The organism is Paenirhizobium naphthalenivorans (assembly GCF_007992095.1).
In the GTDB taxonomy this organism is placed as follows: domain Bacteria; phylum Pseudomonadota; class Alphaproteobacteria; order Rhizobiales; family Rhizobiaceae; genus Allorhizobium; species Allorhizobium naphthalenivorans.
Genome location: NZ_BJZP01000011.1, coordinates 36032 through 61623 on the forward strand (window position 1 = coordinate 36032; position 25592 = coordinate 61623).

At 61.3% G+C, this 25592-nt stretch carries 21 protein-coding genes and 1 pseudogene; 15 read left to right on the plus strand and 7 right to left on the minus strand.

Annotated features, from left to right (window positions below):
- Nucleotides 1-35: 35 nt before the first annotated feature.
- From RNA01_RS12460 to pobA, 3 genes and pseudogenes are all read right to left on the minus strand, one after another.
- Nucleotides 36-257, minus strand: a complete 222-nt coding sequence (locus tag RNA01_RS12460; protein WP_147180540.1) for a hypothetical protein — start codon at nt 255-257, stop codon at nt 36-38.
- Nucleotides 254-565 (minus strand): annotated as a pseudogene (locus RNA01_RS12465) (DUF2325 domain-containing protein); the annotation flags it as partial. The gene RNA01_RS12460 and the pseudogene RNA01_RS12465, both read right to left, overlap by 4 nt.
- Before the next feature lie 279 nt (nt 566-844).
- Nucleotides 845-2014: a 4-hydroxybenzoate 3-monooxygenase gene (gene pobA, locus RNA01_RS12470; RefSeq protein WP_147180542.1), complete on the minus strand. Its 1170-nt coding sequence runs from the start codon at nt 2012-2014 to the stop codon at nt 845-847.
- Nucleotides 2015-2122: 108 nt separating this feature from the next.
- Here pobA and RNA01_RS12475 point away from each other — a divergent pair, with 108 nt between their 5' ends.
- The 5 genes from RNA01_RS12475 to RNA01_RS12495 all read left to right on the plus strand — a co-directional run bounded on the left by RNA01_RS12475 (nt 2123) and on the right by RNA01_RS12495 (nt 9745).
- Nucleotides 2123-3007 carry a helix-turn-helix domain-containing protein gene (locus tag RNA01_RS12475; RefSeq protein WP_147180543.1) on the plus strand — a complete coding sequence of 295 codons (885 nt, stop codon included), beginning with the start codon at nt 2123-2125 and terminating at the stop codon, nt 3005-3007.
- A 115-nt stretch (nt 3008-3122) separates the two neighbouring features.
- Nucleotides 3123-4484, plus strand: a complete 1362-nt coding sequence (locus RNA01_RS12480) for an NAD(P)-dependent oxidoreductase (protein ID WP_147180544.1) — start codon at nt 3123-3125, stop codon at nt 4482-4484.
- Nucleotides 4485-4511: 27 nt separating this feature from the next.
- Nucleotides 4512-5825 carry an NAD-dependent dihydropyrimidine dehydrogenase subunit PreA gene (gene preA, locus RNA01_RS12485; protein ID WP_147180545.1) on the plus strand — a complete coding sequence of 438 codons (1314 nt, stop codon included), beginning with the start codon at nt 4512-4514 and terminating at the stop codon, nt 5823-5825.
- 205 nt (nt 5826-6030) lie between these two features.
- The gene (locus RNA01_RS12490; RefSeq protein WP_147180546.1) at nt 6031-8715 is read left to right on the plus strand and encodes a bifunctional diguanylate cyclase/phosphodiesterase; all 2685 of its coding nucleotides are present in this window, start codon (nt 6031-6033) and stop codon (nt 8713-8715) included.
- Between the two features lie 103 nt (nt 8716-8818).
- Nucleotides 8819-9745 carry a DMT family transporter gene (locus RNA01_RS12495; protein WP_235916600.1) on the plus strand — a complete coding sequence of 309 codons (927 nt, stop codon included), beginning with the start codon at nt 8819-8821 and terminating at the stop codon, nt 9743-9745.
- On the opposite strand, the gene RNA01_RS12500 is transcribed toward RNA01_RS12495, so the two are convergent.
- Nucleotides 9746-10399 (minus strand): TetR family transcriptional regulator C-terminal domain-containing protein, encoded by a 654-nt coding sequence (locus RNA01_RS12500; RefSeq protein WP_147180547.1) that lies wholly within the window; start codon nt 10397-10399, stop codon nt 9746-9748.
- Nucleotides 10400-10699: 300 nt separating this feature from the next.
- On the opposite strand from RNA01_RS12500, the gene RNA01_RS12505 reads away from it, so the two are divergent.
- The 10 genes from RNA01_RS12505 to RNA01_RS12550 all read left to right on the plus strand — a co-directional run bounded on the left by RNA01_RS12505 (nt 10700) and on the right by RNA01_RS12550 (nt 23714).
- A complete protein-coding gene (locus RNA01_RS12505; protein WP_147180548.1) occupies nt 10700-11953 on the plus strand; it encodes a Zn-dependent hydrolase in 1254 nt (417 codons plus the stop codon).
- On the plus strand, nt 11950-12414 hold the full coding sequence (locus RNA01_RS12510; protein ID WP_147180549.1) for a GNAT family N-acetyltransferase: 465 nt from the start codon (nt 11950-11952) through the stop codon (nt 12412-12414). The genes RNA01_RS12505 and RNA01_RS12510 overlap by 4 nt, the downstream gene beginning before the upstream one ends.
- Before the next feature lie 15 nt (nt 12415-12429).
- Nucleotides 12430-13884 carry a dihydropyrimidinase gene (hydA, locus tag RNA01_RS12515; RefSeq protein WP_147180550.1) on the plus strand — a complete coding sequence of 485 codons (1455 nt, stop codon included), beginning with the start codon at nt 12430-12432 and terminating at the stop codon, nt 13882-13884.
- 283 nt (nt 13885-14167) lie between these two features.
- Nucleotides 14168-14956 carry an ABC transporter ATP-binding protein gene (locus RNA01_RS12520; protein WP_147180551.1) on the plus strand — a complete coding sequence of 263 codons (789 nt, stop codon included), beginning with the start codon at nt 14168-14170 and terminating at the stop codon, nt 14954-14956.
- A gap of 42 nt (nt 14957-14998) precedes the next feature.
- Nucleotides 14999-15883 carry an ABC transporter permease gene (locus RNA01_RS12525; protein WP_147180552.1) on the plus strand — a complete coding sequence of 295 codons (885 nt, stop codon included), beginning with the start codon at nt 14999-15001 and terminating at the stop codon, nt 15881-15883.
- Nucleotides 15880-16746 carry an ABC transporter permease gene (locus RNA01_RS12530; protein ID WP_147180553.1) on the plus strand — a complete coding sequence of 289 codons (867 nt, stop codon included), beginning with the start codon at nt 15880-15882 and terminating at the stop codon, nt 16744-16746. The genes RNA01_RS12525 and RNA01_RS12530 overlap by 4 nt, the downstream gene beginning before the upstream one ends.
- Nucleotides 16747-16768: 22 nt before the next feature.
- On the plus strand, nt 16769-17761 hold the full coding sequence (locus RNA01_RS12535; protein ID WP_147180554.1) for an ABC transporter substrate-binding protein: 993 nt from the start codon (nt 16769-16771) through the stop codon (nt 17759-17761).
- A 346-nt stretch (nt 17762-18107) separates the two neighbouring features.
- The gene (locus tag RNA01_RS12540; protein WP_147180555.1) at nt 18108-19295 is read left to right on the plus strand and encodes an efflux RND transporter periplasmic adaptor subunit; all 1188 of its coding nucleotides are present in this window, start codon (nt 18108-18110) and stop codon (nt 19293-19295) included.
- A 13-nt stretch (nt 19296-19308) separates the two neighbouring features.
- Nucleotides 19309-22635 (plus strand): efflux RND transporter permease subunit, encoded by a 3327-nt coding sequence (locus tag RNA01_RS12545; RefSeq protein ID WP_147180556.1) that lies wholly within the window; start codon nt 19309-19311, stop codon nt 22633-22635.
- Nucleotides 22636-22976: 341 nt separating this feature from the next.
- Nucleotides 22977-23714 carry a Crp/Fnr family transcriptional regulator gene (locus RNA01_RS12550; RefSeq protein ID WP_147180557.1) on the plus strand — a complete coding sequence of 246 codons (738 nt, stop codon included), beginning with the start codon at nt 22977-22979 and terminating at the stop codon, nt 23712-23714.
- 36 nt (nt 23715-23750) lie between these two features.
- On the opposite strand, the gene ureG is transcribed toward RNA01_RS12550, so the two are convergent.
- Genes ureG through ureE form a run of 3 tightly spaced genes read right to left on the minus strand, consistent with a single transcriptional unit; the run spans nt 23751 to nt 25549 of the window.
- Entirely contained in the window at nt 23751-24362 is a 612-nt protein-coding gene (gene ureG, locus RNA01_RS12555; protein WP_147180558.1) for an urease accessory protein UreG, read from the minus strand.
- Between the two features lie 40 nt (nt 24363-24402).
- Complete coding sequence (locus RNA01_RS12560) at nt 24403-25074, minus strand: urease accessory protein UreF (protein WP_371864065.1); 672 nt, start codon at nt 25072-25074, stop codon at nt 24403-24405.
- A gap of 4 nt (nt 25075-25078) precedes the next feature.
- Nucleotides 25079-25549 carry an urease accessory protein UreE gene (ureE, locus tag RNA01_RS12565; protein WP_147180559.1) on the minus strand — a complete coding sequence of 157 codons (471 nt, stop codon included), beginning with the start codon at nt 25547-25549 and terminating at the stop codon, nt 25079-25081.
- Nucleotides 25550-25592 lie beyond the last annotated feature (43 nt).

Below are 25592 nucleotides of genomic sequence, written 5' to 3' on the forward strand. Positions count from 1 at the left end.
CCTTAGAAGGTCCCGCTCCGCCGCAAGGGCCGGTTCTACCCATTCTTGCGCAAGGCATTCCTTTGCCATTTCGGTGCAGGAAAGTTGATAATCGTAGCATCGCCATAGGGCAACAGCCCTGACATGGGCTTGCTTCGACGCTGATGCAAGCCCGGCAAGGGAACGACCACTGCACCCTGTTGCAGAATTGTCTCAGAACCGACAAGGCGCTCAGGCGGGTCGATCGGCAAACCGGCGTCGAAATCATCGTTGATCATGAATTTTCATTCCTATCGTTCAGGGTCTGCAAAGCCCGCTCAAGACTGGACTTCGAACCGTTGCGCAACGGAATGAAGGTCTTGCCGAACTTCTTGCAGCCACTCTTAACCCTCAGACACGCATCATGGCTGATACAGTCGATGGGGCAAAAGACACAGTCAACCGAGGGCAGAACCGTGTCGATGCGCGACACAGCCTCTCTCAGACCGCCGTCGTGGTGGATCAACTCGGCTCCGTGATCGCTGGCGATACGGCGCAGATGCGCCACCTGGCAATCGCGGCCGCCGACATAGAGAAAACTACGAACGCTTTGCGCGACCCGGGCGCTCCGAACACCGGATACGCCCGGATCGGCCTTCGCGGCCTGCCTCTGCTCTGCAAGCTTCCTGCTCTTCTTCGCCATGCCCGCTCCTCCATTCTCGGCCTGCTCACACGCAGCCGTCCTGCCTGGTAGGGTTGGACCATAGTAAACATGACTTTTAGAGTAAAGATTAAAACATGATGTTTTTTATCATATTTTTCCCGAAACGAGTTCGGCCGGCTGCAGGGCAACCGGCCGAACCATCAAAGCAGGGCTTGGGAGAGATTAGTAAGGCAAGCCTACATAATTCTCGGCCATGGCGGTCTGGGCCGCGGTCGAGCCCGACAGGTAGTCGAGTTCGGCCTCCTGCACCTTCTGGCCGAAATCGCCGTCCTCGGGGAAGCGATGCAGCAGCATGGTCATTGACCAGGAGAACCGCTCGGCCTTCCAGATGCGCGACAGCGCGCGAACCGAATAGGCATCGACACCGGCCGACGACCGCTCACCATAAAACTCCTGCAGGCCCTCGAAAAGGTAATGCACGTCGGAGGCCGCGAGGTTGAGACCCTTCGCACCAGTCGGCGGGACGATATGGCCGGCGTCTCCAACCAGGAACAGGCGGCCGAACCGGAGCGGCTCGGCGACGAAGGAACGCAGCGGAGCGATCGACTTCTCGATCGACGGTCCGGTCACCATGGCCTCGGCGACATCGGCCGGCAATCGGCGGCGGAGTTCATCCCAGAAGGCATCGTCCGTCCACTGCTCGACCTTGTCAGTCAGCGGCACCTGGACATAGTAACGCGAACGGGTCAGCGAGCGCTGCGAGCATAGCGCAAAGCCCCGCGCGTGGTTTGCATAAATCAGTTCATGATCGACGGGCGCGACATCGGCTAGAATGCCGAGCCAGCCGAACGGATAGACCTTCTCGTAGGTCTTGAGCCCCCGGCCCTCGACGGCGGCCCGGCTCGGACCATGATAGCCGTCGCAGCCGGCGATGAAATCGCAGTCGATGCGGTGAGTGACGCCATCCTGTTCATAGGTGAGATAAGGCTTTTCGCCGTCGAATTCGTGCGGCGTGACATTGGCGGCATTATAGATGGTCCGGCCACCCTCGGCCTCGCGCTGGTCCATCAGGTCGCGCGTCAGCTCTGTCTGGCCGTAGACCATAACCGAGGTGCCAGTCAGGTCCTTGAGGGCGATACGGTGGCGACGGCCGGAAAACGACAGCGAAAACCCGTCATGGACCAGTCCCTCCTTGTGCATCCGAGCGCCGGCGCCGGCGCGATCCATCATGCCGACGGCGCCCACTTCGAGCACACCGGCCCGGATACGGCCGAGAATATAATCGCGATCGACGCGATCGATAATGACATTGTCGATGCCGGCCTTGCTGAGCAGCTGACCGAGCAAAAGGCCCGAAGGCCCGGAACCGATGATGGCGACCTGAGTGCGCATGAAAATCCTCCCTGAATTCTTGCCGAATGATAAGCCGCAGAGGCTTGCCGGCAATGGAAGATTCCGGCACACTTATGGATAATTCGAACATGGAGCGGAGAAGTTGCTTTGCCCAGAGCGGTTCCAATCTACAGCCTCTACGGCGAGAAACCCACCGAACACACGGAATTCTGGGCCCATGCGGAGACGATCTTCAGCCGCAGCTCTTTGCACAGCTGGGAGATCCGGCCACATAGGCACGAGCGTCTATTTCAGATTCTGCACATTCGCAGCGGCCATGGCGAGGCCCTGATTGACGGTCACTGGCATCCCTTCGGGGCCCGCACGGTGATCGTCATGCCGGAGCGTCAGGACCACGGATTCCGCTTTTCCCGTGACGTCGACGGTGCGGTCATCACGCTGGTCGCGAAGCGGTTTGCCGCCGAACTGCAGGGGCATTCGGGGCTTGGCGAATGGCTGCGGCGACCCAGCATGACCCCCATGCCGGACGACCACCCCGACAGCCGATATCTTGGCGAAAGCCTCGATCGCGCCGAACAGGCGATCGTGCAGAGCGGAGCGCGGCCCGCCCCTCTGGTCGAGCCGCTATTACGCACCGTGCTTTTGCTGACGTCGCGCCTCGCCGGCGCCGAGCGCGGTCAAGGCGAGACCGACCGCGACCGGGAACGACTAGCGGAACTGACCCGAATGATCGGTGAGAATTTCCGCACGCGCCTTCCGGTCGAGCATTATGCCCGGCGTCTCGGCATGTCCGCGACCCATCTCAACCGCATCACCCGCGCCCTGGTCGGCAAGCCGGTGAGCCGTCTGATCGCTGAGCGCATCATACTGGAAGCCAAACGCGACCTGGTCTTCAGCGCCCTGTCGGTCCAGCAGGTCGCCACCCGACTCGGCTTCGAGGACCAAGCCTATTTCAGCCGGTTCTTCGCGCAGAATGCCGGCATGCCGCCTAAGCTCTACCGGGAACGGGAAAAGGCCCTTCTGGAAAGCTAGAGCCCCTGCTCCGCAAGCCTTCCGCAAACATCATCATGCAAAATTTTACCGTTTGATAAATTTTTTTTCCTGAGTTAGCCTGCTCCCAATCGCTCGATAAAAAAGGGGAACCACGATGCGACGACTGGAACCGGGCCTGAAGGCCGGGCGGCTGGACGCTGCCGACTATTTTGAGAATTTCTCCGATCTTCATCCGCGTCTCGACGACCACGAGGCGCTTGTTGCGTCAGATCGTTGCTACTTCTGTTATGATGCGCCGTGCATGACGGCCTGTCCGACCTCGATCGACATCCCGCTTTTCATCCGCCAGATCTCGACCGGCAATCCGACCGGCTCGGCCAAGACGATTTTCGACCAGAACATCCTTGGCGGCATGTGCGCGCGCGTCTGTCCCACCGAAACGCTCTGCGAAGAGGCCTGTGTGCGCAACACGGCCGAAGAGCGCCCGGTCGAGATCGGCCGGTTGCAGCGCTACGCCACCGACATCGCCATCGAGCAGGGCCGCCAGTTCTACACGCCGGCCGCGGCGACCGACAAATCGGTCGCCGTCGTTGGCGCAGGCCCGGCTGGCCTTGCCTGCGCCCACCGGCTCGCCCTGCACGGCCACCGCGTGACGATCTACGATCACCGCGAGAAGGCCGGCGGCCTCAACGAATACGGCATCGCCACCTACAAGACGACCAATGACTTCGCCCAGAAGGAAGTCGACTACATCCTGTCGCTCGGCAATATCGACGTGCTCGACGGCCAGATGCTCGGCCGCGACTTCACCCTCGCCGACCTCCAGACCAAGCATGATGCAGTCTTCCTCGGCACCGGCCTTGGCAATGTCAATTCGCTCAACATCCCGGGCGCGAACATCAACGGCATGATGGATGCCGTCGAGTTCATCGCCAACCTGCGCGAAGCCACCGACAAAGCCGACGTCCCGGTCGGCCGCGACGTCGTCGTGATCGGCGGCGGCATGACGGCGATCGACGCCGCCGTGCAGGCCAAGCTCCTCGGCGCCGAGAACGTGACAATCTGCTATCGCCGCGGCAAGGAGCACATGAACGCCTCGACGTTCGAACAGGATCTCGCCGCCTCCAAGGGCGTCAATATCCGCCACTGGCTGCAACCCAAGGAAGTGGCCCATCACAACGGTCACGTATCGATGATCACGCTCGAATACACCCATGTCGAAGACGGCGTGATGAAGGGCACCGGCCACAAGACCGAAATCAAGGCCGACCAGATTCTTGTCGCGATCGGCCAGAAGCTCGATGCTCTGGGCGTGGAACAGGTGCAGATCCAGGGCGGCAAGATCGCCATCGATACCGAAGGCCGCACCTCCCTCCCCGGCGTATGGGCCGGCGGCGACTGCGCCTTCGGCGGTCAGGACCTGACGGTTTCCGCCGTCGCCATGGGCCGCGATGCGGCTGAATCCATCAATCGTTCTCTCGCCGTCCAGTCGGCGGGAGCAAGTGCTGTCGCTTGAGCCGAAGAACATTGAGAGGAACGAACCATGGCTGATCTTCGCAATAATTTCGTCGGCATCAAATCGCCGAATCCCTTCTGGCTGGCCTCCGCGCCGCCGACCGACAAAGCCTACAACGTCGAGCGCGCCTTCAAGGCCGGCTGGGGCGGCGTGGTGTGGAAGACACTGGGAGAGGAAGGCCCTCCGGTCGTCAATGTCAACGGGCCGCGCTATGGCGCGATCTGGGGCGCCGACCGTCGGCTGCTCGGCCTGAACAATATCGAGCTCATCACCGACCGTCCGTTGCAGGTGAACCTGCAGGAAATGAAGATGGTCAAGAAGAACTGGCCGGACCGCGCCCTGATCGCCTCGATCATGGTGCCCTGCACCGAGGAAAGCTGGAAGGCGATCCTGCCTCTGGTCGAGGAGACCGGCGCCGACGGCATCGAACTGAACTTCGGCTGTCCGCACGGCATGTCCGAGCGCGGCATGGGCGCCGCCGTCGGACAGGTGCCGGAGTATATCGAAATGGTGGTGCGCTGGTGCAAGCAGTACACCCGCATGCCGGTGATCACCAAGTTGACGCCGAACATCGCCGACATCCGTAAGCCGGCGCGCGCGGCGAAAGCCGGCGGCACCGACGCGGTCTCGCTGATCAACACGATCAACTCGATCGTCTCGGTCGACCTCGACAATTTCGCCCCCAACCCGACTGTTGGCGGAAAAGGCACCCACGGCGGCTATTGCGGCCCGGCGGTGAAACCGATCGCGCTCAACATGGTGGCCGAAATCGCCCGCGATGCGGAAACCTATGGCCTGCCGATCTCGGGCATTGGTGGCGTCACCACGTGGCGCGATGCGGCCGAATTCCTGGCGCTCGGTGCCGGCAACGTGCAGGTCTGCACCGCAGCCATGACCTACGGCTTCAGGATCGTCGAGGAAATGATCACCGGTCTTTCCGACTGGATGGACGCCAAGGGCCACAAGACCCTCGACGACATCACCGGTCGCGCCGTGCAAAATGTCACCGACTGGCAGTATCTCAACCTCAACTACATCGCCAAGGCGCATATCGACCAGGACGCCTGCATCAAGTGCGGCCGCTGCCACATCGCCTGCGAGGACACATCGCACCAGGCCATTACGGCCGAGGTCAATGGTCTGCGCCATTTCGAGGTGAAGGAAGACGAGTGCGTCGGCTGCAATCTCTGCGTCAACGTCTGTCCGGTCGAGAACTGCATCACCATGGTCGGACTCGAGCCCGGCGCACTCGACCAGCGCACCGGCAAACCGGTCGACCCGAACTACGCCAATTGGACGACCCATCCGAACAATCCAATGGCGGTCCAGGCCGCGGAATAGCAATGTTTCGGCCTTGCTTGATGAAGCCCCCCGAAAGGGGGCTTTTTCTTGAGATATATTCAACGGAACCCAAGCAAGAAAACGCCGGGCGAGATTTCGTCAATGTGATTCAGCAATTCTCAAGGCTTTCATGAGAACTTGCCGATTTACCGTAGATCAATTCATAATCCGTTTTGTTTCAGCTTACCGAGTGGAGACTTTGGGCATGACGGAGAGCAGGGAAAAGAGCCATTGGGGAGCGCTTGGCGCGTCTCTCCAATACTATATCCCCGCCGTGATTGTGGTGATCGCGGTCGCCATCGCCATTTTCTATGCCGACAGCCAGAAGAACCGTCTCCATCAAGAGAATCTACGCAACCAGGTGGCCGAGGAGCTTGGGCTGATCCGCGCCAGACTGGAGGGCGGCATCAACGCCAATATCCAGCTCGTGCAAGGTATGGTCGCCGTCATTGAGACCGAGCCGCAGATAACGCAGGAACGCTTCGCCACCCTCGCGCGCCGCATCTTCAATACGCCCCACCTATTGCGCAATCTCGCCGCAGCGCCGGACCTTGTCATCCGCTTCGCTTATCCACTCGAAGGCAACGAGCGGATAATCGGCTTCGACTACCGCAAGAACCCCACGCAACGGGACGTGGCTCTTCAGGTGCGGGAAACCGGGCGCCTGGTGGTGACCGGACCGATAGACCTCATCCAGGGAGGTCGCGGCCTGATCGCCCGTTATCCGGTTGTCATTGGCAACGGCAAGGGTGGGCGGGATTTTTGGGGTATCCTTTCCGCCGTCATCGACATGGACAAGCTCTACGTTTATGGCGGGCTTCGTTCGGATGGCCTCGGCATCGACGTGACAATCGCCGGCAAGGACAGGGACGGCAAACGCGAAAGAACGTTCTACGGCGACGGCGCGATCTTTGGCGAAACTCCCGTCGCGATGCCCATCAACTTTGGCGGCGAAAGCTGGGAAATCGCCGCCGTGCCGAAAGGCGGCTGGGACCAGCCGGCGCCGGATCTGTGGCTCTCGCGAATCCTGATGCTGCTTGTCGGAATAATGATCGTCGCGCCCGTCGCCTGGGTTGCCCGACTGCTCAAGGAGCGGCACGCCAACATTGCCGCCCTGCGCCAGCGTGAGGAGGAATTGCGTGCCCTCTCTCACCGGTTGGAGATCGCCCTCGAGGCATCGCGCATCGGGGTCTGGGAACTCGACATCGGTAGCGGCGAACTGCACTGGGACACCCGGATGCAAAAGCTGTACGGGGTGGAGGGCGATGGTCGGTGTACCTACCAGACCTGGGTCAATGCGCTGCATCCAAATGACGTCGAGGAAGCCGAACAGGTCCTCGCCCGCGCTCTGAAGTCCGGCAAGGACTATGTCACCGAGTTCCGCGTTGTGACAGCCGGCGGCGAAGTGCGCCATATCCGCGCCTACGGCACAACCTACCGCGATCCCCGCTTCCGCAAGAAGCTTGTCGGCGTCAACTGGAACGTGACGGCGGACATCCGGCTGCAAGAGGAACTGCGCGAAGCCAAACAGCAGGCGGAACTCCGGAACCGGGAATTGGAGCAGGCCCGCCAGCACATGGAGCACAACTCTCTGCATGACGCGCTGACAAACCTGCCGAACCGCCGCTATCTCGATCAACATTTGATGCGCCTCGACGTGGAGGGCGAGATGCAGGCTCAGGCCACCGTGCTGCATATAGACCTCGATCGCTTCAAGGACATCAACGATACGCTCGGCCACGGGGCAGGAGACGCAATCCTCAAGCACGTGGCGACCAAGTTGCGTGAGAGTACGCGCATGGAGGACTTCGTCGCGCGCATCGGCGGCGACGAATTCGTCGTGGTCTGTGCCGATAATCTTACGGAAGAGCAATATGGAGACCTCGCCTGCCGGGTGATTGATGCGGTCAACACGCCGATCACCTATGCCGGATATGAGTGTCGCGTCGGCGCTTCGGTCGGCATCGCCACGCGTGAACTGTCCGACGGCAAGGCCGAACAGCTGCTGGTCAATGCCGACATCGCCCTTTACGAGGCCAAACGCCACGGTCGTAACCGCGTCGAACACTATACCGACCGGCTGAAATGCCTGACGATCAACACCAAGAAGACCGCCGACGCGATCCTCAAATCGCTGGAGCAGAATGACTTCATCGCCTATTTCCAGCCCCAGTTCGACGCCCACACGCTGGAAATCAGCGGCGTGGAAGCTCTGGCCCGCTGGAACCACCCGGAGGAGGGCATTCTCAGCCCGGACCGCTTCCTGGAGATTGCCGAAAGCCTGAACGTCGTGTCGCAAATCGACGCGGCCGTCCTCGAACAGGCGCTGCTGCAACGCGCCCGCTGGCTGGCGAATGACCTGGCGATAGACAAGGTCTCGGTCAACATTTCCGCCCAGCGACTGTTCGATGAGAACCTGCTCCAGCGGCTGGAGCAACTGGACGTCGTGCCCGGCAGCCTGTCCTTCGAACTGCTGGAATCCATCTCCTTCGACGACAAGGGGGCCGCGGTGACAGACAGCATCGAACGGATCAAGTCGCACGGAATCGACATCGAGATCGACGATTTCGGCACCGGCTATGCCTCGATCCTCAGCCTGCTGAAACTCTCGCCGCGCCGCCTGAAGATCGACCGTCAGTTGACCGCGCCGATCATCGTGTCTGCCGCCCAACGCCGCCTCATCAGCTCGATCGTCGACATTGGCCGCTCGCTCGGCATCGACATCGTCGCAGAGGGCGTCGAGACCATGCAACATGCCGTGATCCTGCGCGACCTCGGCTGTCATACCTTGCAGGGCTATGCCCTCGCCCGACCTATGGACAGCAATGCCCTCATCGATTTCGCCCGAGCCCGGTCATGGATGCCGACGCACCGGGCGCAAGCCGTTTGACGTCTCAATGCACGTCCGCTGCGGCTTTCCTTTACCCCCGACCGCATGTTAAGCAGGCGCCTCCGCCGTTGACGGCACTCCACCTAGCCAGCTGAAGCCGTCCGTGAGCAATTCCGAGAACATTACAGGCCACTACAACCTCCACGCCAGGGGAATGGAAAAACTGAAGGCCCATTTGGCGGTCCTTCTCTTCGCCCTGCTGATTTCAGGCGCCTTTTCTTTCGGCGGCGTCGCCACACGGATGATCGATCCGTTCGCCCTGCAGGCGTTGCGCTATGCCCTCACCATCCTCCTGATCGGCCTCCTCTGCCGCAAGATGGGGATTTCGCTGGCATGGCCCAGAGAACCTTGGCGCTTCGCCGTGCTCGGCTTGCTGATGGCGGTCTACATGATGACCATGTTCGTGGCGCTTCAGTTCACCAAACCTGTGGCGACCGGCGCGGTCTTCACCCTGATGCCTTTGCTGAGTGCCGTCTTCGCCTGGTTCCTGATGCGCCAGCACACCCGCCCTGGCGTGCTCATCAGCCTGCTGATCGCGGCGGCAGGTGCTGTCTGGGTGATTTTTCGTGGCGACATCAACGCCCTGCTCGCCTTCGATGTCGGCCGCGGCGAAATGCTCTATTTCGTCGGCGTGCTATGCCATGCGGCTTATGTGCCTTTGCTCAGACTGTTCAATCGCAAGGAGGCTCCGCTCGCCTTCGTCTTCTGGACAGCGGTGGCAACCTTCCTCTTCATCCTGCTGCCGGCGGCACCCCGGCTCGTCGAGGTGGATTACAACAACCTGCCTCCGATGGTGTGGATCGCCGTGCTCTACCTCTCGGTATTCGCAACCGCCGTAACCTTCTTCCTGCTGCAATACGCCTCGGTCCGCCTGCCCGCATCCAAGGTTCTGGCCTATGGTTACCTGACGCCAACCTTCATCATCGTCCTCGAAGGACTGATCGGCCATGGCTGGGCGTCCGCCACGGTCCTGCTTGGAGCCCTCGTCACGGCCTGCGGCTTGGTGGTTCTCGCTCTGCTGCCGGACTGATCAATCACGCTCGCGCTTTTGTGGAATCAGGCCTCGGACGAATAGGCCTTCCAGGTAGCGGGCCGCATCCTCGAAACGCGTGGCGCTTCTGTCGCCGTCACCGAGTACGGCCCTGACCTGCACGTCGAAATCGGCATAGTGCTGGGTCGTCGACCAGATCGAGAAGATCAGGTGATAGGGATCGCAGTCGTAAACCTTGCCGGCCCGGATCCAGGACCGGATGACATCGACCTTCTCGTCGACCAATTCCTTCAGCTGCCCCTTCAACATGTCGTCGATGTGGGGCGCCCCTTGCAGGATCTCATTGGCGAAGAGCCGGCTCTCGCGAGGAAAGTCTCGCGCCATTTCCAGCTTGCGACGGATATAGGAGCGCACCTCCTGTTCCGGATCCCCTTCCGCATCGAATGCCTTCAAGGGTTCGAGCCAATTGTCCAGCACCCGGTCGATCAGCGCCCGGTGCATGCCCTCCTTGGTGCGAAAATAGTAGAGCAGGTTCGGCTTCGACATGCCGGCCACCTCGGCGATCTGGTCGATCGTCGCACCGCGAAAGCCGCGCAGGGAAAAGACGTCAAGCGCCGCCTTCAGGATCACCTCCTCCTTCTCTTCCTGGATGCGGGTTCGCCGCTGCGTCTTGGCCGCTCTGGGTATCGCCATGCAATCTGCCCCAACTCTCGCCTGACAAGCCTAAAAGCTTGATCTTTTTCAATTTTGTCGCTGCATCTTTTTCAGGCAGATGCTCGCTATTTTGTCGTGTTTTTTTCGTCTTTTCCGTCTTGAGTGCCACGACGGAAGCTGTAATGTTTACCAGTCGGTCAAATTATCGGACAGGTGCCAATCAAAGGCAACCGGCCATTTTTCCAGCCAAAGAAGCAAGAAACAACGGCTGGGACGACAAGGGGAATAACAGGGCATGCCGTTTGCATGACCCTTTGAAAACAGATGAGGAAAACTGCAATGACGGCTCAAACCGGCGTGAACTTGCGCGTGAACGGCGATCGGCTCTGGGACATGCTGATGGACATGGCCAAGATCGGTCCTGGTATCGCCGGTGGCAACAACCGCCAGACCCTGACCGATGCAGACGCCGAGGGACGCAGGCTTTTCCAGACGTGGTGCGAAGACGCCGGCATGACCATGGCTGTCGACAAGATGGGCACAATGTTCATGACGCGTCCCGGCACCGATCCCCACGCCCTGCCAGTCTATGTCGGCTCCCATCTCGACACCCAGCCCACCGGCGGCAAATATGACGGCGTGCTCGGCGTGCTGGCCGCGCTCGAAATCGTCCGCTCGATGAACGATCTCGGCATCAAGACCAAGCATCCGATCGTCGTCACCAATTGGGCCAACGAGGAAGGTGCGCGTTTCGCCCCGGCCATGCTCGCCTCCGGCGTCTTCGCCGGCGTCCATTCGCTCGACTACGCCTATGCACGCCAGGATCCGGACGGCAAAACCTATGGCGACGAACTGAAGCGCATCGGCTGGCTCGGAGACGAGGAAGTCGGCGCGAGAAAGATGCACGCCTATTATGAATACCACATCGAGCAAGGGCCGATCCTTGAGGCCGAGGAAAAGCAGATCGGTGTCGTCACCCACTGTCAGGGACTGTGGTGGCTGGAATTCACGCTGACCGGTCGCGAGGCCCATACCGGCTCGACACCGATGAACCTGCGCGTCAATGCCGGCCTTGCCATGAGCCGCATTCTTGAGATGGTGCAGGATGTCGCGATGAGCGAGCAACCCGGCGCCGTCGGCGGCGTCGGCCAGGTATTCTTCACGCCGAACTCCCGCAATGTTTTGCCCGGTAAGGTCGTCTTCACCGTCGACATCCGCACACCGAGCCAGGAAAAACTGGACCGCATGCGCGCCAGGATCGAGGCGGAAGCCGCCAAGATCTGCGAGGCGATCGGCGTCGGTTGCTCGGTCGAGGCCGTCGGTCATTTCGATCCGGTCACCTTCGATCCGAAGCTGGTGGAAAGCGTCCGCAACGCCGCCGAACGTCTCGGCTACAGCCACATGAACATCATCTCCGGCGCCGGCCACGACGCCTGCTGGGCCGCCAAGGTCGCCCCCGCCACCATGATCATGTGCCCCTGCGTCGGTGGTCTCAGCCATAACGAGGCCGAGGAGATCTCGAAGGACTGGGCCACCGCCGGCGCCGACGTACTGCTGCAGGCCGTGCTGGAGACGGCGGAGATTGTGGAGTGAGCGCCAACATCACTGTCGAAAAGCCAGAAACGGCAGACGTCCTTGAACTGATCGACCGGTCAGACGCTTATATCGCGAGCCTATACCCTCCCGAGGGGAATTTTACGGTCGACGTAGGTGCCCTCAGGCAGCCCGACATTTCCTTTGTTGTCGCCCGGACAAAAGGACAAGCGGTCGGCTGCGGAGCGATAAAGTGGCTTGAAGACGGCACGGCAGAGCTGAAACGCATATTCGTCGCCGATGAGGCAAGAGGCAAAGGGATTGGCCGGCAGATCATGACAACCTTGCTGGAGATGGCCGAAGTGCACGGCATTGAATGCCTGTATCTTGAAACAGGGCCACGCAACACCGAGGCTGTCAGCCTCTATCAAACTCTAGGCTTTCGTGAGTGCGGCCCTTTCGCCGGCTATCAGGAAAATCCCTACAGCCTGTTCATGGCAAGACAACTCGTCAACGCATAATCAAAGGGTAACAGCATGTCGAAGGTTATCAAGAACGGAACCATTGTCACCGCCGATCTGACCTACAAAGCCGACGTCAAAATCGAGGGCGGCGTGATCGTCGAGATCGGACCGGACCTCCAGGGCGATGAAACCCTCGACGCGACCGGCTGCTACGTCATGCCGGGCGGCATCGATCCGCACGTGCATCTCGAAATGCCCTTCATGGGCACTTATTCCGCCGACGACTTCGAAAGCGGCACGCGCGCGGGTCTGGCCGGCGGCACAACCATGGTGGTCGATTTCTGTCTGCCTGCTCCCGACCAGTCGCTGCTGGAGGCGCTACAGATGTGGGACAACAAGTCGACCCGCGCCAATTGCGACTATTCCTTCCACATGGCGATCACCGGCTGGAACGAGCGCATCTTCGACGAGATGAAGACCGTCGTTCAGGACAAGGGCATCAACACCTTCAAGCACTTCATGGCCTACAAGGGCTCGCTGATGGTGAACGACGACGAGATGTTCGCCTCGTTCTCGCGCTGCGCCGAACTCGGCGCCCTGCCGATGGTCCATGCCGAGAACGGCGACGTGGTGGCGGCGATGACGGCCAAGCTCCTGGCCGAAGGCAACAACGGCCCCGAAGGCCACGCCTACTCGCGCCCGCCCGAAGTCGAAGGCGAAGCGACCAACCGCGCCATCATGCTGGCCGATATGGCCGGCGTGCCGCTCTATGTCGTGCACACCTCCTGCGAACAGAGCCATGAAGCCATCCGTCGCGCCCGCCAGAAGGGCATGCGCGTCTATGGCGAGCCTTTGATCCAGCACCTGACGCTCGACGAGAGCGAATACTTCAGCAAGGACTGGGATCATGCCGCCCGCCGCGTCATGTCGCCCCCCTTCCGCAACAAGCAGCATCAGGATTCACTCTGGGCCGGCCTGCAGTCGGGCTCGCTCTCCTGCGTGGCGACCGACCATTGTGCGTTCACCACCGAGCAAAAGCGCTTCGGCGTCGGCAACTTTGCCCAGATCCCCAACGGCACCGGCGGCCTTGAAGACCGTCTGCCCATGCTTTGGACCTACGGGGTCGCGACCGGTCGTCTGACGATGAACGAATTCGTCGCCGTCACCTCGACCAATATCGCCAAGATTCTCAACATCTACCCCAAGAAGGGCGCTATCCTCGTCGGCGCCGATGCCGACCTTGTGGTCTGGGATCCGAAACGCTCGAAGACCATTTCGGCCAGCAACCAGCAATCGGCGATCGACTACAACGTGTTCGAGGGCAAGGAAGTGACCGGCTTGCCGCGCTTCACCCTGTCGCGTGGCGTTGTCACGATCGAGGAATCCACGATCAAGACGCAGGAAGGCCATGGCCAGTTCGTCAAGCGCGAACCGTTCCAGGCTGTCAACAAGGCGCTGTCGACCTGGAAGGAACTGGTGTCACCCCGCAAGGTCGAGCGTACCGGCATTCCGGCATCAGGGGTGTAGGGCGAAGAGTGGCAACGGTCGTGGCAGTTTCCCTCACCACCCCCTCCCCGCAAGGGAGAGGGGGGCGGAAAAGCCGGCGAAGCCACTCAGGTCTCACTTGCCTTCATCTGCGCTTGCGGGCCAAACGAACCGGCAGGTGGGTTTCGATGAGGTCCCCGTGCCCGCAGTGCTCGGTAATGGTCGAAATTGCCGCAAAGTCTGATAGGCCGGCCCCGACCGGCCATGTAATGATAGCATGCAAGGGGCCCTTGGCCTTTGCAACAAAGCCCATGGGTTTCATCCGATGACCGCTCCATTCTCCGTCGTATCCGCCAAGGACCTCTGTCTCACCTTCCAGACGGGGGACGGGCCGGTTCATGCCCTGTCGAACGTCAATCTGGATGTGAAGAAGGGGGACTTCGTTTCCTTCATCGGCCCCTCTGGCTGCGGCAAAACCACCTTCCTGCGTGTCATCGCTGATCTGGAAAAGCACACCAGCGGCGAGATCACCGTCAACGGCATGACGCCGGAGAATGCCCGCAAGGATCGCTCCTACGGCTACGTCTTCCAGGCCGCCGCCCTCTATCCCTGGCGCACCATCGAAAAGAACGTCGCCCTGCCGCTCGAGATCATGGGCTTCTCGAAGGAGGAGCAGAAGACGCGGGTCGAGCAGACGCTGGAACTGGTCAATCTCACCGGCTTTGGCAAGAAATTCCCCTGGCAGCTGTCGGGCGGCATGCAGCAGCGGGCCTCGATCGCCCGCGCGCTCGCCTTCGATGCCGATCTGTTGCTGATGGACGAGCCCTTCGGCGCGCTCGACGAAATCGTCCGCGACCATTTGAACGAACAGCTGCTGAAGCTCTGGGACCGCACCAACAAGACGATCTGCTTCGTCACCCACTCGATCCCGGAAGCCGTCTATCTCTCGACCAAGATCGTCGTGATGAGCCCGCGCCCCGGCCGGGTCACCGACATCATCGAATCGACGCTGCCGCGCGAACGCCCACTGGAGATCCGCGAAACCGAAGAGTTCCTGCGGATCGCCCACCGCGTTCGCGAAGGCCTGAAGGCGGGGCACAGCTATGATGAATAGTGTGGCCGTCGTGTCTGACATCTGTCCGCAAGGGGGCCGAGCATGACCTCCCCTTCCCTCTTCCGTGACCGCATCCTGCCGATTCTGACCGTTGTCTTCGCCATTCTGGTGATCTGGCACATCTTCGTCGTCTATCTGAACGCGCCCTTCGTGCGCGACCAGGCGGCGCGGGCCAATGAGACGATCAGCTTCTCCCAGCTCGTCGAGCGCACCTTCGCGCAGGACCGGCCGGTGCTGCCGGCGCCGCACCAGATCGCCATCGAGCTGTGGGACACCACGGTCAACAAGGCGATCACCTCGAAGCGCAGCCTCGTCTATCATGCCGGCGTGACGCTTTCGGCCACCCTGCTCGGCTTCCTCATTGGCACCGCTCTCGGCATCCTGCTTGCCGTCAGCATCGTCCACAATCGGGCGATCGATCGATCGCTGATGCCTTGGGTGATTGCCAGTCAGACCATTCCGATCATTGCGATCGCGCCGATGGTTATCGTCGTTTTGAACGCGATCGGCATTTCCGGCATACTTCCCAAGGCGCTGATCTCGACCTACCTCTCGTTCTTCCCGATCGTCGTGGGCATGGTGAAGGGCTTGCGAAGCCCGGACACCCTCCTGCTCGATCTGATGCACACCTATAACGCCAGCCCGAGCCAGACGTTCTGGAAGCTGCGCTGGCCCGCCTCCATGCCCTATCTCTTCACCTCGCTGAAGGTGGCGATCGCCATCTCCCTGCTCGGCGCCATCGTCGCCGAACTGCCGACGGGGGCTATCGCGGGTCTTGGTGCCCGACTTCTGTCCGGCTCCTACTACGGCCAGACCATCCAGATCTGGGCGGCCCTGTTCATGGCCGCCGGCCTTGCCGCCGTGCTCGTGTCGCTGGTCGGTTTTGCCCACACACGGGTGCTGAAGCGTATGGGAGCCAAGCCATGAACGGCTATTTCGTCTTCGCCATCGTCTTCTGGCTCGCCGCCTGGGGGCTCAACGAATGGCTGGTGCGCCAGCACTTTAAGGATCGTTCGGTTCGCCGCATGGTCAACATCGCCGTGCCCGTGATCTTCGGCGTCACGCTGCTGGTCATCTGGGAATGCGTGGTCAAGGGCTTCCACATCCCCGCGATCCTGCTGCCGGCGCCTTCGATGATCTGGGCACGCCTGATCAGCTCCGGACCGACGCTCTGGGCCGACTTCCGGCAAACCTTCCTCAAATCGGTGATCACTGGCTATGTGGCCGGCTGCGGCCTCGGCTTCATCGTCGCGATCCTGGTCGACCGTTCGCCCTTCCTGCAGAAGGGCCTGTTACCGATCGGCAATTTCGTCTCGGCCCTGCCGATGGTCGGCGTCGCGCCGATCATGGTCATGTGGTTCGGCTTCGACTGGCAGTCGAAGGTTGCCGTCGTCGTCATCATGACCTTCTTCCCCATGCTGGTGAACACCGTCCAGGGCCTGTCAGCGGCGAGCCACATGGAGCGCGATCTGATGCGCACCTATGCAGCATCCTGGTGGCAGACGCTGATCAAGCTGCGTCTGCCGGCCGCCTGGCCATTCATCTTCAACGCCCTGAAGATAAATTCAACGCTCGCGCTCATCGGCGCCATTGTCGCGGAGTTCTTCGGCACGCCGATCGTCGGCATGGGGTTCCGCATCTCCACCGAAGTCGGGCGCAGCAATGTCGACATGGTCTGGGCCGAGATTGCGGTTGCAGCGCTCGCCGGATCGATCTTTTATGGTGTAGTGGCGCTCGCCGAGCGCGCCGTCACCTTCTGGCATCCGTCTGTCCGTGGTGGACAGGCGTAAATAAGAAAGAGGGAAACAAAAAATGAAATTGAAAATCGCAACCCTGCTGCTCGCTGGCGCCGTGTCGCTGACGGCCATGCAGGCGGCCGCTGCCGACAAGGTGACGCTGCAACTGAAATGGGTGACCCAGGCTCAGTTCGCCGGCTACTACGTCGCCAAGGACAAGGGCCTCTATGAGGAGGAAGGTCTCGACGTCGAGATCAAACCCGGCGGCCCGGACATCGCACCGGCACAGGTTCTCGCCGGCGGCGGCGCCGACGTGATCGTCGACTGGATGCCATCCGCTCTGGCCACACGCGAAAAGGGCGTTCCGCTCGTCAACATCGCCCAGCCGTTCAAGGCCTCGGGTATGATGCTGACCTGCCTCAAGGAAACCGGCATCACCAAGCCGGAAGATTTCAAGGGCAAGACGCTTGGCGTCTGGTTCTTCGGCAACGAATATCCGTTCCTGTCGTGGATGGCGCACCTGAAAATCCCGACGGACGGCGGCCCCGACGGCGTCACCGTCCTCAAGCAAGGCTTCAACGTCGATCCGCTGCTGCAAAAGCAGGCCGCCTGCATCTCGACCATGACCTACAATGAATACTGGCAGGTCATCGACGCCGGCATCAAGCCCGAGGACCTCGTCACCTTCCAGTACGAGAAGGAAGGCGTCGCCACCCTCGAAGACGGTCTCTACGTTCTCGAAGACAAGCTGAAGGATCCGGCCTTCAAGGAAAAGATGGTCAAGTTCGTCCGCGCGTCGATGAAGGGCTGGAAGTGGGCCGAAGAGCACCCGGATGACGCGGCCGAAATCGTTCTCGAGAACGATGCCTCGGGCGCCCAGACGGAAGTTCACCAGAAGCGGATGATGGCGGAAGTCGCCAAGCTGACGGCTGACTCGAACGGCGCGCTCGACGTGGCCGACTACAAGCGCACCGTCGCCACCCTGCTCGGCGGCGGTTCCGACCCGGTCATCACCAAGGAGCCGGAAGGAGCCTACACGCTGGACATCACCAACGAAGCGCTCAAGTAAAAGCCAGCACTTTTCTCAAAAGAAGGCGTCGGGATTTCCCTCCGGCGCCTTTTTTCATGTCAGTTCGCAGCCAAGCCGTGCAACAGACCGCAATAGTTTCCAGGCGGACCGCACATTGCTGTGTGCAGCGCCGAAACCGAAAAAGTATATGGCTCCAGAGCCGGATAGAGGACTTGTAAAAGGCCGCGGCAATACCAACTAAAGTCCGGACCACCATAACCACCAGAATTGTCGTGCCGCCGCAAAGAAGCTATATCCCATGCTTGGGCGGGTGATGATCCACGCCGCCCGACACGCGTATTGGAACTGCTTTCGATAGCCTGCCAAGAAACATCGGAAAGGCCATATGGTTCGCTTAACGAACGTCACCGCCGGATTGCTCCTCCTGTCCGTCGCCGTTTTCCCCTTGATCGCAGCGGCGGAAGACGTACCCGAGACCCCGTCGACGCTATCGGTGCCGTCCATCGTCGTCACCGAGGCGAAAACGCGTCTTATGGTCGACCGGATCATTGCCACCGGTACGATCAAGGCGGTCGAGGAGATCTATGTCCAGCCGCAGGTCGAGGGCCTGTCGATACGCTCGCTCGAAGCCGATGTCGGCGATCGCGTGCCGGCCGATGCGGTCGTGGCAAGGCTGAATACCGATACGCTTCTGTTGCAGAAAAGCCAGCTTCTCGCCGGCAAGGCAAAGGCAGAGGCATCGCTTGCCCAGTACAAGGTTCAACTCGGCGACGCGCAGTCCGGTGCGGCCGAGGCCGAACGCCAGTTCAGACGCGCCGAAACCCTCGGCAAGTCGGGTACGCTGTCCAAAGCAGCGGTCGACCAGGCCGAGACCGCGTTGACCAGCGCTACCGCCAAGGTGGCAAGCACCGATCAAGCCATCGCCATTGCCGAGGCCGAGATCAAGGTCGTGGAAAGCCAGCTCGCCGACATTGATCTGAAACTGGCGCGCTCCGACGTCAAGACCCCGGTTGCCGGCCTCGTTGCCGCCCGCAATGCCAATGTCGGCTCCATCGCCAGCGGCGCCGGCCAGCCGCTGTTCACCATCATCCGTGACGGCGAGATCGAACTGGTGGCCGACGTCTCGGAAACCGATATTTTGAAGATCCGCGCCGGTCAGAAGGCGAAGATCACGGTTGCCGGCGGAGCTGCGACCTTGTCCGGTGCGGTCCGGCTTGTCTCGCCGGTCGTCGATCCGCAGACGCGCCTCGGCGCTGTCCACATCGCCATTGATGACGATCAGGGCGCCCGGTCCGGCATGTACGCCAGTGCCGAGATCATCATCGCCGAGGCCAATGGCATAGCGCTCCCGGTCTCTGCCATCACCTCGGGCAGCAACGGCACCACAACCCGACTGGTGAGCGACAACACCGTCAAGCAGGTCAAGATCGAGACAGGCATCCAGGACGGCGCCTTTATCGAGGTGAAGACGGGGCTGAAACCGGGCGACGTCGTGGTCGCCAAGGCCGGAGCCTTCGTGCGTGACGGTGACCACATCAATCCGGTCCGCGACGAGACGGCTGTTTCGAACTAAGCGAGAGGGCAGTATGAACTTTTCCGCCTGGTCCATCCGCAACCCCGTTGCGCCGATCCTTGCCTTCGTCTTGTTGATGGTGGTCGGGCTTCAATCGTTCTTTGCACTACCGATCACCCGTTTTCCCAACATCGACGTGCCGCTGGTCTCCGTCACGGTGACGCAGAGCGGTGCCTCTCCCTCCGAGTTGGAGACCCAGGTCACCAAGGAGATCGAGGACGCAGTGGCGTCGATCACCGGCGTCGACGAATTGCAGTCCACGGTGACCGACGGACAGTCCCAGACCGCCGTGATGTTTCGCATGGAAGTGCCGACCGACCAGGCCGTGCAGGACGTCAAGGACGCCATCGATCGCATCCGCGGCAACCTTCCCGCCTCGGTCGACGAACCGATCGTCACCAAGGTCGATGTCGAGGGCGCGGCGATCCAGACCTTTGCCGTAACCGCTCCGAACATGACGCTCGAGGAATTGTCGTGGTTCGTCGATGACACCATCAAGCGCGCCCTTCAGGGCCAGCCGGGCATCGGCAAGATCGACCGCTACGGCGGCGCCGATCGAGAGATCCGCGTCGAGCTAGACCCCGACAGACTCAATTCCTTCGGCATTACCGCCGCCGACGTCAACCGCCAGCTGCGCGGCACCAATATCGACCTCGGATCAGGCCGCGGCCAGGTGGCCGGCGCCGAACAGGCGATCCGCACACTGGGCGACGCCCGCGACGTTGAAACGCTCGCCAAGACCACTATCGCTCTTTCGGGCGGACGCTTCGTCACATTGTCCGATCTCGGGACCGTCAAGGACACCTACGAGGAGCAGAAGTCTTTTTCCGAGTTCGACGGCAAGCCGGTGGTCACCTTCGCGGTCTACCGCGCCAAGGGAGCAAGCGAGGTGAGCGTCGCCGAGACGGTCGCCGCGAGCCTTGACCAGGTGCGCGCCGACAATCCGGACGTCAGGATCGAACTGATCAACGATTCCGTCTACTTCACCTATGGCAATTATGAAGCAGCAATGGACACCTTGCTCGAGGGCGCAATCCTCGCCGTGATCGTCGTTTTCCTGTTCCTGCGCAACTGGCGCGCCACGCTGATCGCAGCTGTGGCGCTTCCCCTGTCCGCGATCCCGACCTTCTGGATCATGGGCATGATGGGCTTTTCGCTCAACCTCGTGAGCTTCCTGGCGCTGACGCTCGCGACCGGCATCCTGGTCGACGATGCGATCGTCGAGATCGAGAACATCGCCCGCCATATCAAGATGGGCAAAACGCCTTACCGGGCAGCGATCGAGGCTGCCGACGAGATCGGGCTCGCCGTCATCGCCACCACATTCACCATCATCGCCGTCTTCGTGCCGGTGTCGTTCATGCCCGGCATCCCCGGCCAGTATTTCATCCAGTTCGGCCTGACCGTCGCCTTCTCGGTATTTTTCTCGCTGATGGTCGCGCGTCTCATCACGCCGCTGATGGCCGCCTATCTGATGCGTGCCGAAGATGGAATGGAAGACCATCATGACAACGACAGCGCCTTTATGAAGGGCTATACGCGGCTGGTGCGCGCCACGACGACCCATTGGTACGCCCGCTATGCGACACTGATCGGCGCCTTTGCCTTCCTCATCGCCTCGATCATGCTGCTGGCTCAGGTGCCCGGCAGCTTCCTGCCGCCTGAGGACGCGGGCCGGATCACTCTGTCGATCGAACTGCCGCCCAATGCCACGCTTGCCGAGACCGAACGCAAGACCAGGGCAATCCACGACGCCGTCAAGGACCTCGACGGCGTGGAGAGCGTCTTCGTCCTCGGCGGCGCCTCGCCGAAGGGCGAGATGGAACTGCGCCGCGCCAGCGTCACACTGAACCTGGTGAGGATCGAGCATTCACTGCTCAAGACCATCATCAACAAGGGCATCGGTGCCATCCCCCTGATTGGCGACTACATGCCCAAGCTGCCGGTGGAAGGACGCACGCGCCCGCAGTGGGAAATCGAGAACGAGGCTTTCGCCAGGCTCCGTCCGATCGCCGACATCCGTGTGATGAAGCTCAACGATCGTGGTGACCGCGATATTTCCTTCAACTTCCTCTCCAAGAACGAGGGGGAGCTGAACGAGGCGGCAGCAATCCTCGAAGCCAAATTGAGAACCGTACCGCAGCTGGCCAATGTCAGCGCCGACGGCGCCCTGCCCCGGCCCGAGCTACAGATCCGGCCACACAAGGATGAGGTGGCCCGCCTCGGCATCACGTCGCAGCAAATCGCCGAGACCGTCCGCGTCGCGACGATCGGCGATTCGGACGCCGCGTTGAGCAAGATCGCGCTCGACGGCCGCCTGATCCCGATCCGGGTCCAGGCCTCGCTCGATTTCCGGACGGATCTCGCCGCCATCCGCGCCCTGAAGATCCAGACGGCGGCCGGTGCGATTGTGCCACTGTCCAGCGTCGCCGACATCGACTATTCCGAAGGCGTCTCCTCGATCAAGCGCAACAACCGCAACCGTGTCGTGACCATCGGCGCCGACTTGCCGCAAGGGGTGGCTCTGGACACCGCGACCGCCGCGTTCCGGGCAGCCGTTGACCAGGCCGACATCCCCGCCTCGGTAAGACTCGCTGAAAGCGGCGACACCAAGGTGCAGCGGGAAATGCAGGAGAGTTTCATCAACGCCATGCTGCTCGGCCTGCTGCTGGTGCTCACGGTGCTGATCCTGCTGTTCAAGGACGTTATCCAACCCTTTACCATCCTCCTCTCGCTGCCACTCGCGATCGGAGGCGTGGCGGTGGCACTGATCGTCACCAACAATGCGCTTTCCATGCCGGTGCTGATCGGCATCCTGATGCTGATGGGAATCGTGACGAAGAACGCCATCCTGCTCGTCGATTTCGCCATCGAGATGCGGCGTCACGGCATGGCGCGCGTCGAGGCCATGGTGGAGTCCGGACGCAAGCGTGCCCGGCCGATCATCATGACGTCGATCGCCATGTCGGCCGGCATGCTGCCCTCGGCACTCGGCGTCGGCGAGGGCGGCTCGTTCCGCGCGCCGATGGCGATCGCGGTGATCGGCGGCATTATCGTCTCAACCGTGATGAGCCTGCTGGTCGTGCCGGCCTTCTTCCTGATCATGGACGACCTGTCACGCCTGCTCAGCTGGCTGTTCAGCCGCATGGTCGGCAAGAAGGAAGAGGAGGCGCAGCCTCTCTCCGCCGAGGCGCTGACGGAACTGGCGGAGAAGAACAGAACAACGCTTTCGACCCTCGAAGGCCGCCTCACCGCCGTGGAGACGCGCCTGCCGGAGCCGCAACGCAAGGGCGGCGATGGCGCAAAGCTCATCGCGCTGCCGCCGCTCGCGGCGGAATGAGCCGCCAGACAGCGACAGAAAGCCGGGGGATTACCCGGCTTTTTTATTGGTTTCACGAAAATTTCCGGCGAAATCACCTGATCCGGCAAAGGTGGTTGATCGAAATCAATTCACTCAATCGCGACCGTGCCTATCCTCTATTTCGCTGAGAACCGATAGAAGTGAAGGTGGTTTTCTGGCGTGGGAGTGAAACGGGGAGGCTAAGGCCGATCCCCTTCTCTTTAGCCATTTTCACCGCAGCAGCGGGAGAGATCGTACACCGCATCATGGTGTGGCGATGACGACCTATGGTTGGGCGAGATGAATGCCCGCTTCCTCGCCTTGCTTCGTCGTTCTTTGGCATGACTGGCCACCGCGCTCCACCAGGAACGCAATCTGGAGCCGTAAGAACTGTGAACAAGATTTTGAAGTTGAACACGCGCGACAAAAATACCCTGCTCAGGACGCCTTTCATGGCATCCCTTGGTGCGACCGCGTTGGCTCGCATGCTTGAGATCGCGACAGTGACGAACTACGAGGCGCGCGACATTCTGTTTCGCGAAGGCGAGAACGCGGAGTATTTCTACTGCGTACTGAGCGGCTATGTTCGTCTGTTTCGGCTAAACAAGGACGGCCGCGAGGCCGATATCCGCATCTGCGGCCCAGGCGACACATTCGCCGAATGCCTGCTGTCGGTGGGCGACCGCTATCTCTACAATTCGCAAGCCGCCGAGACCATCACGGTCGCGCGCTTCGAGTTGCAGAAGGTGCGGGCACTCGCCGAACAGGAATCGGATGTGGCCAAGGCGATCATCCAATGCCTGTCCGACCATCTGCGCAACACCATGGACTGCATCGCCAATGATCGGCTGCAAACCGCACCGCAGCGCGTAGCCCACTACCTGCTCAACAATTGCCCGGTCGAAGAAGGGACCTCGGCCTCGATCCGCCTGCCGTTCCAGAAGAGCCTGCTGGCCGGGAAGCTAGGCTTGGCGCCGGAAGCCTTGTCGCGGGCCTTCTCTTCGCTCCGGCGAGCAGGCGTGACAGTTCGCGGCAGGATCATCCAGATTTCGGACATCAGCGCGCTGAAGCAGATTTGACAGGGCTCCTACCGAATCTATGGAACCAGCAGGCCTTCAAAGCCCGCCCGTTTGCTTGAGGAAACGGACAATCTCGCCAACGCCCTCGCCGCGTTTCATGTCGGCGAAAACGAAGGGCCGGGAGCCGCGCATCCGCCCCGCATCGCCATTCATCACATCGAGATCGACGCCGACATAGGGCGCCAGATCCGTCTTGTTGATCACCAGAAGATCTGAGCGCGCGATGCCAGGCCCGCCCTTGCGCGGGATCTCCTCGCCCTGACAAACCGAGATCACATAGATCGTCACGTCGGCAAGGTCGGGGGAAAAGGTGGCTGCGAGGTTGTCACCGCCCGATTCGATGAAAACGATGTCGAGGTTCGGAATGCGGGCGTTGAGATCGGCGATCGCCCGCAGATTGAGCGAAGCGTCCTCGCGGATGGCGGTGTGCGGGCAACCGCCTGTCTCGACACCGACCACGCGATCGGAGGAAAGCGCCTGCATGCGGATCAGAGCATCAGCATCCTCGCGCGTGTAGATGTCATTGGTGACCACGGCGACGGAATAGTCGTCGCGCATCGCCTTGCACAGCTTCTCGGTAAGCGCCGTCTTGCCGGAACCGACCGGTCCACCAATGCCGACGCGCAAGGGCCCATTCTGGGATTTCATTGTTCTGTTCCTGTCTTGGTAAAGGTTATGGCGGGGACCGTCATGACTGGAAGAGCCGCGAATACTGGGTTTCGTGCCGCATCGACAACAGGTCCGCCGTCACCGTCGCCGAGCCGAGATCATCAAGTCCCAGGTCGACCGTCAACCGCGCTTGCTGGAGGATAGCGGGCTCCAGCCCCGCCAGAATAGCCACTCCATGGCTCTGACCGATAATGCCGAGCCGGATAGCGGCGGAAACGAGCTGGCCGCACTGGGCCTGCAAAAAAGCGGCGAGCGTGTCGCCAAGGGCAATACCATTGGCCATCGCCACCGCCCCGACCGCCACGCTATAGGGCGTGCCGGGGCCGAGCACCGACAGAACATGCTGCGGCCAGGCGGAAGCAGCCGCCAGAAAGGCATCGCCCTGGCCAGTCGCCTCGTGGTAACGTTCGGCGGTTGCTGAAAGCGCGGAGGCAAGAGCGACCGTTTCCTGCAAACGAACCGGATCGCCACAAGCACGGTAGCCCTCCGCCAACAGGATCACGTCGTTTCGCAGCGAACCCGCGTGCAAGAGCGTTTCTATCCAGACGGCTAGATCAGTGACACCCGTGACATGCCCTTCGACGACGGCGCTTTCCAGCCCACCCGAATAGGCAAAACCACCGACCGGGAATGCTGGCGACAGCCATGTCATCAGCCGCACAAGGCCAAGCGGATGGCGAGCAGCGGCCACCGTTTCAGGCATGGTCATGATCGTGGTGACCATGTCCGCCGCCATGCGAATGATAGGCGCCACGCATCGGCTGGAAGCGCTCGGTCACCTCGACGACCGTAGCGCCGAGACCGATCAGCATATCGCGAATGACATGGTCCCTGAGGATCAGGATGCGCTCCGCCTCGATCTGCGCCGGCAGATGACGGTTGCCGAGATGCCAGGCGAGTTCGACAAGGTGCCGTTGGTCGCGCGGGCGGATTTCGAAGAGTTTTTCTTCAACGGCCCGGACCTCTATTGCCGTACCGTCATCGAGCAGCAGCAGATCGCCATGCGCCAATTGCACCGGCTGCCTGAGGTCGAGCATGACCATGTCGCCATCCTCAAGGTGCAGGAGCTTGCGCCGTAAATGCCGCTCGTCATGGGAAAGTGTGACGTAGCCGGAGAGCGTCTCTTCGGACGTCCCGGCGGGAAGATGGGATAAGGCGCGACGCATGGTTTTCTCGAACTGTTTATTTTTCAACCATGCAAAAACAAGA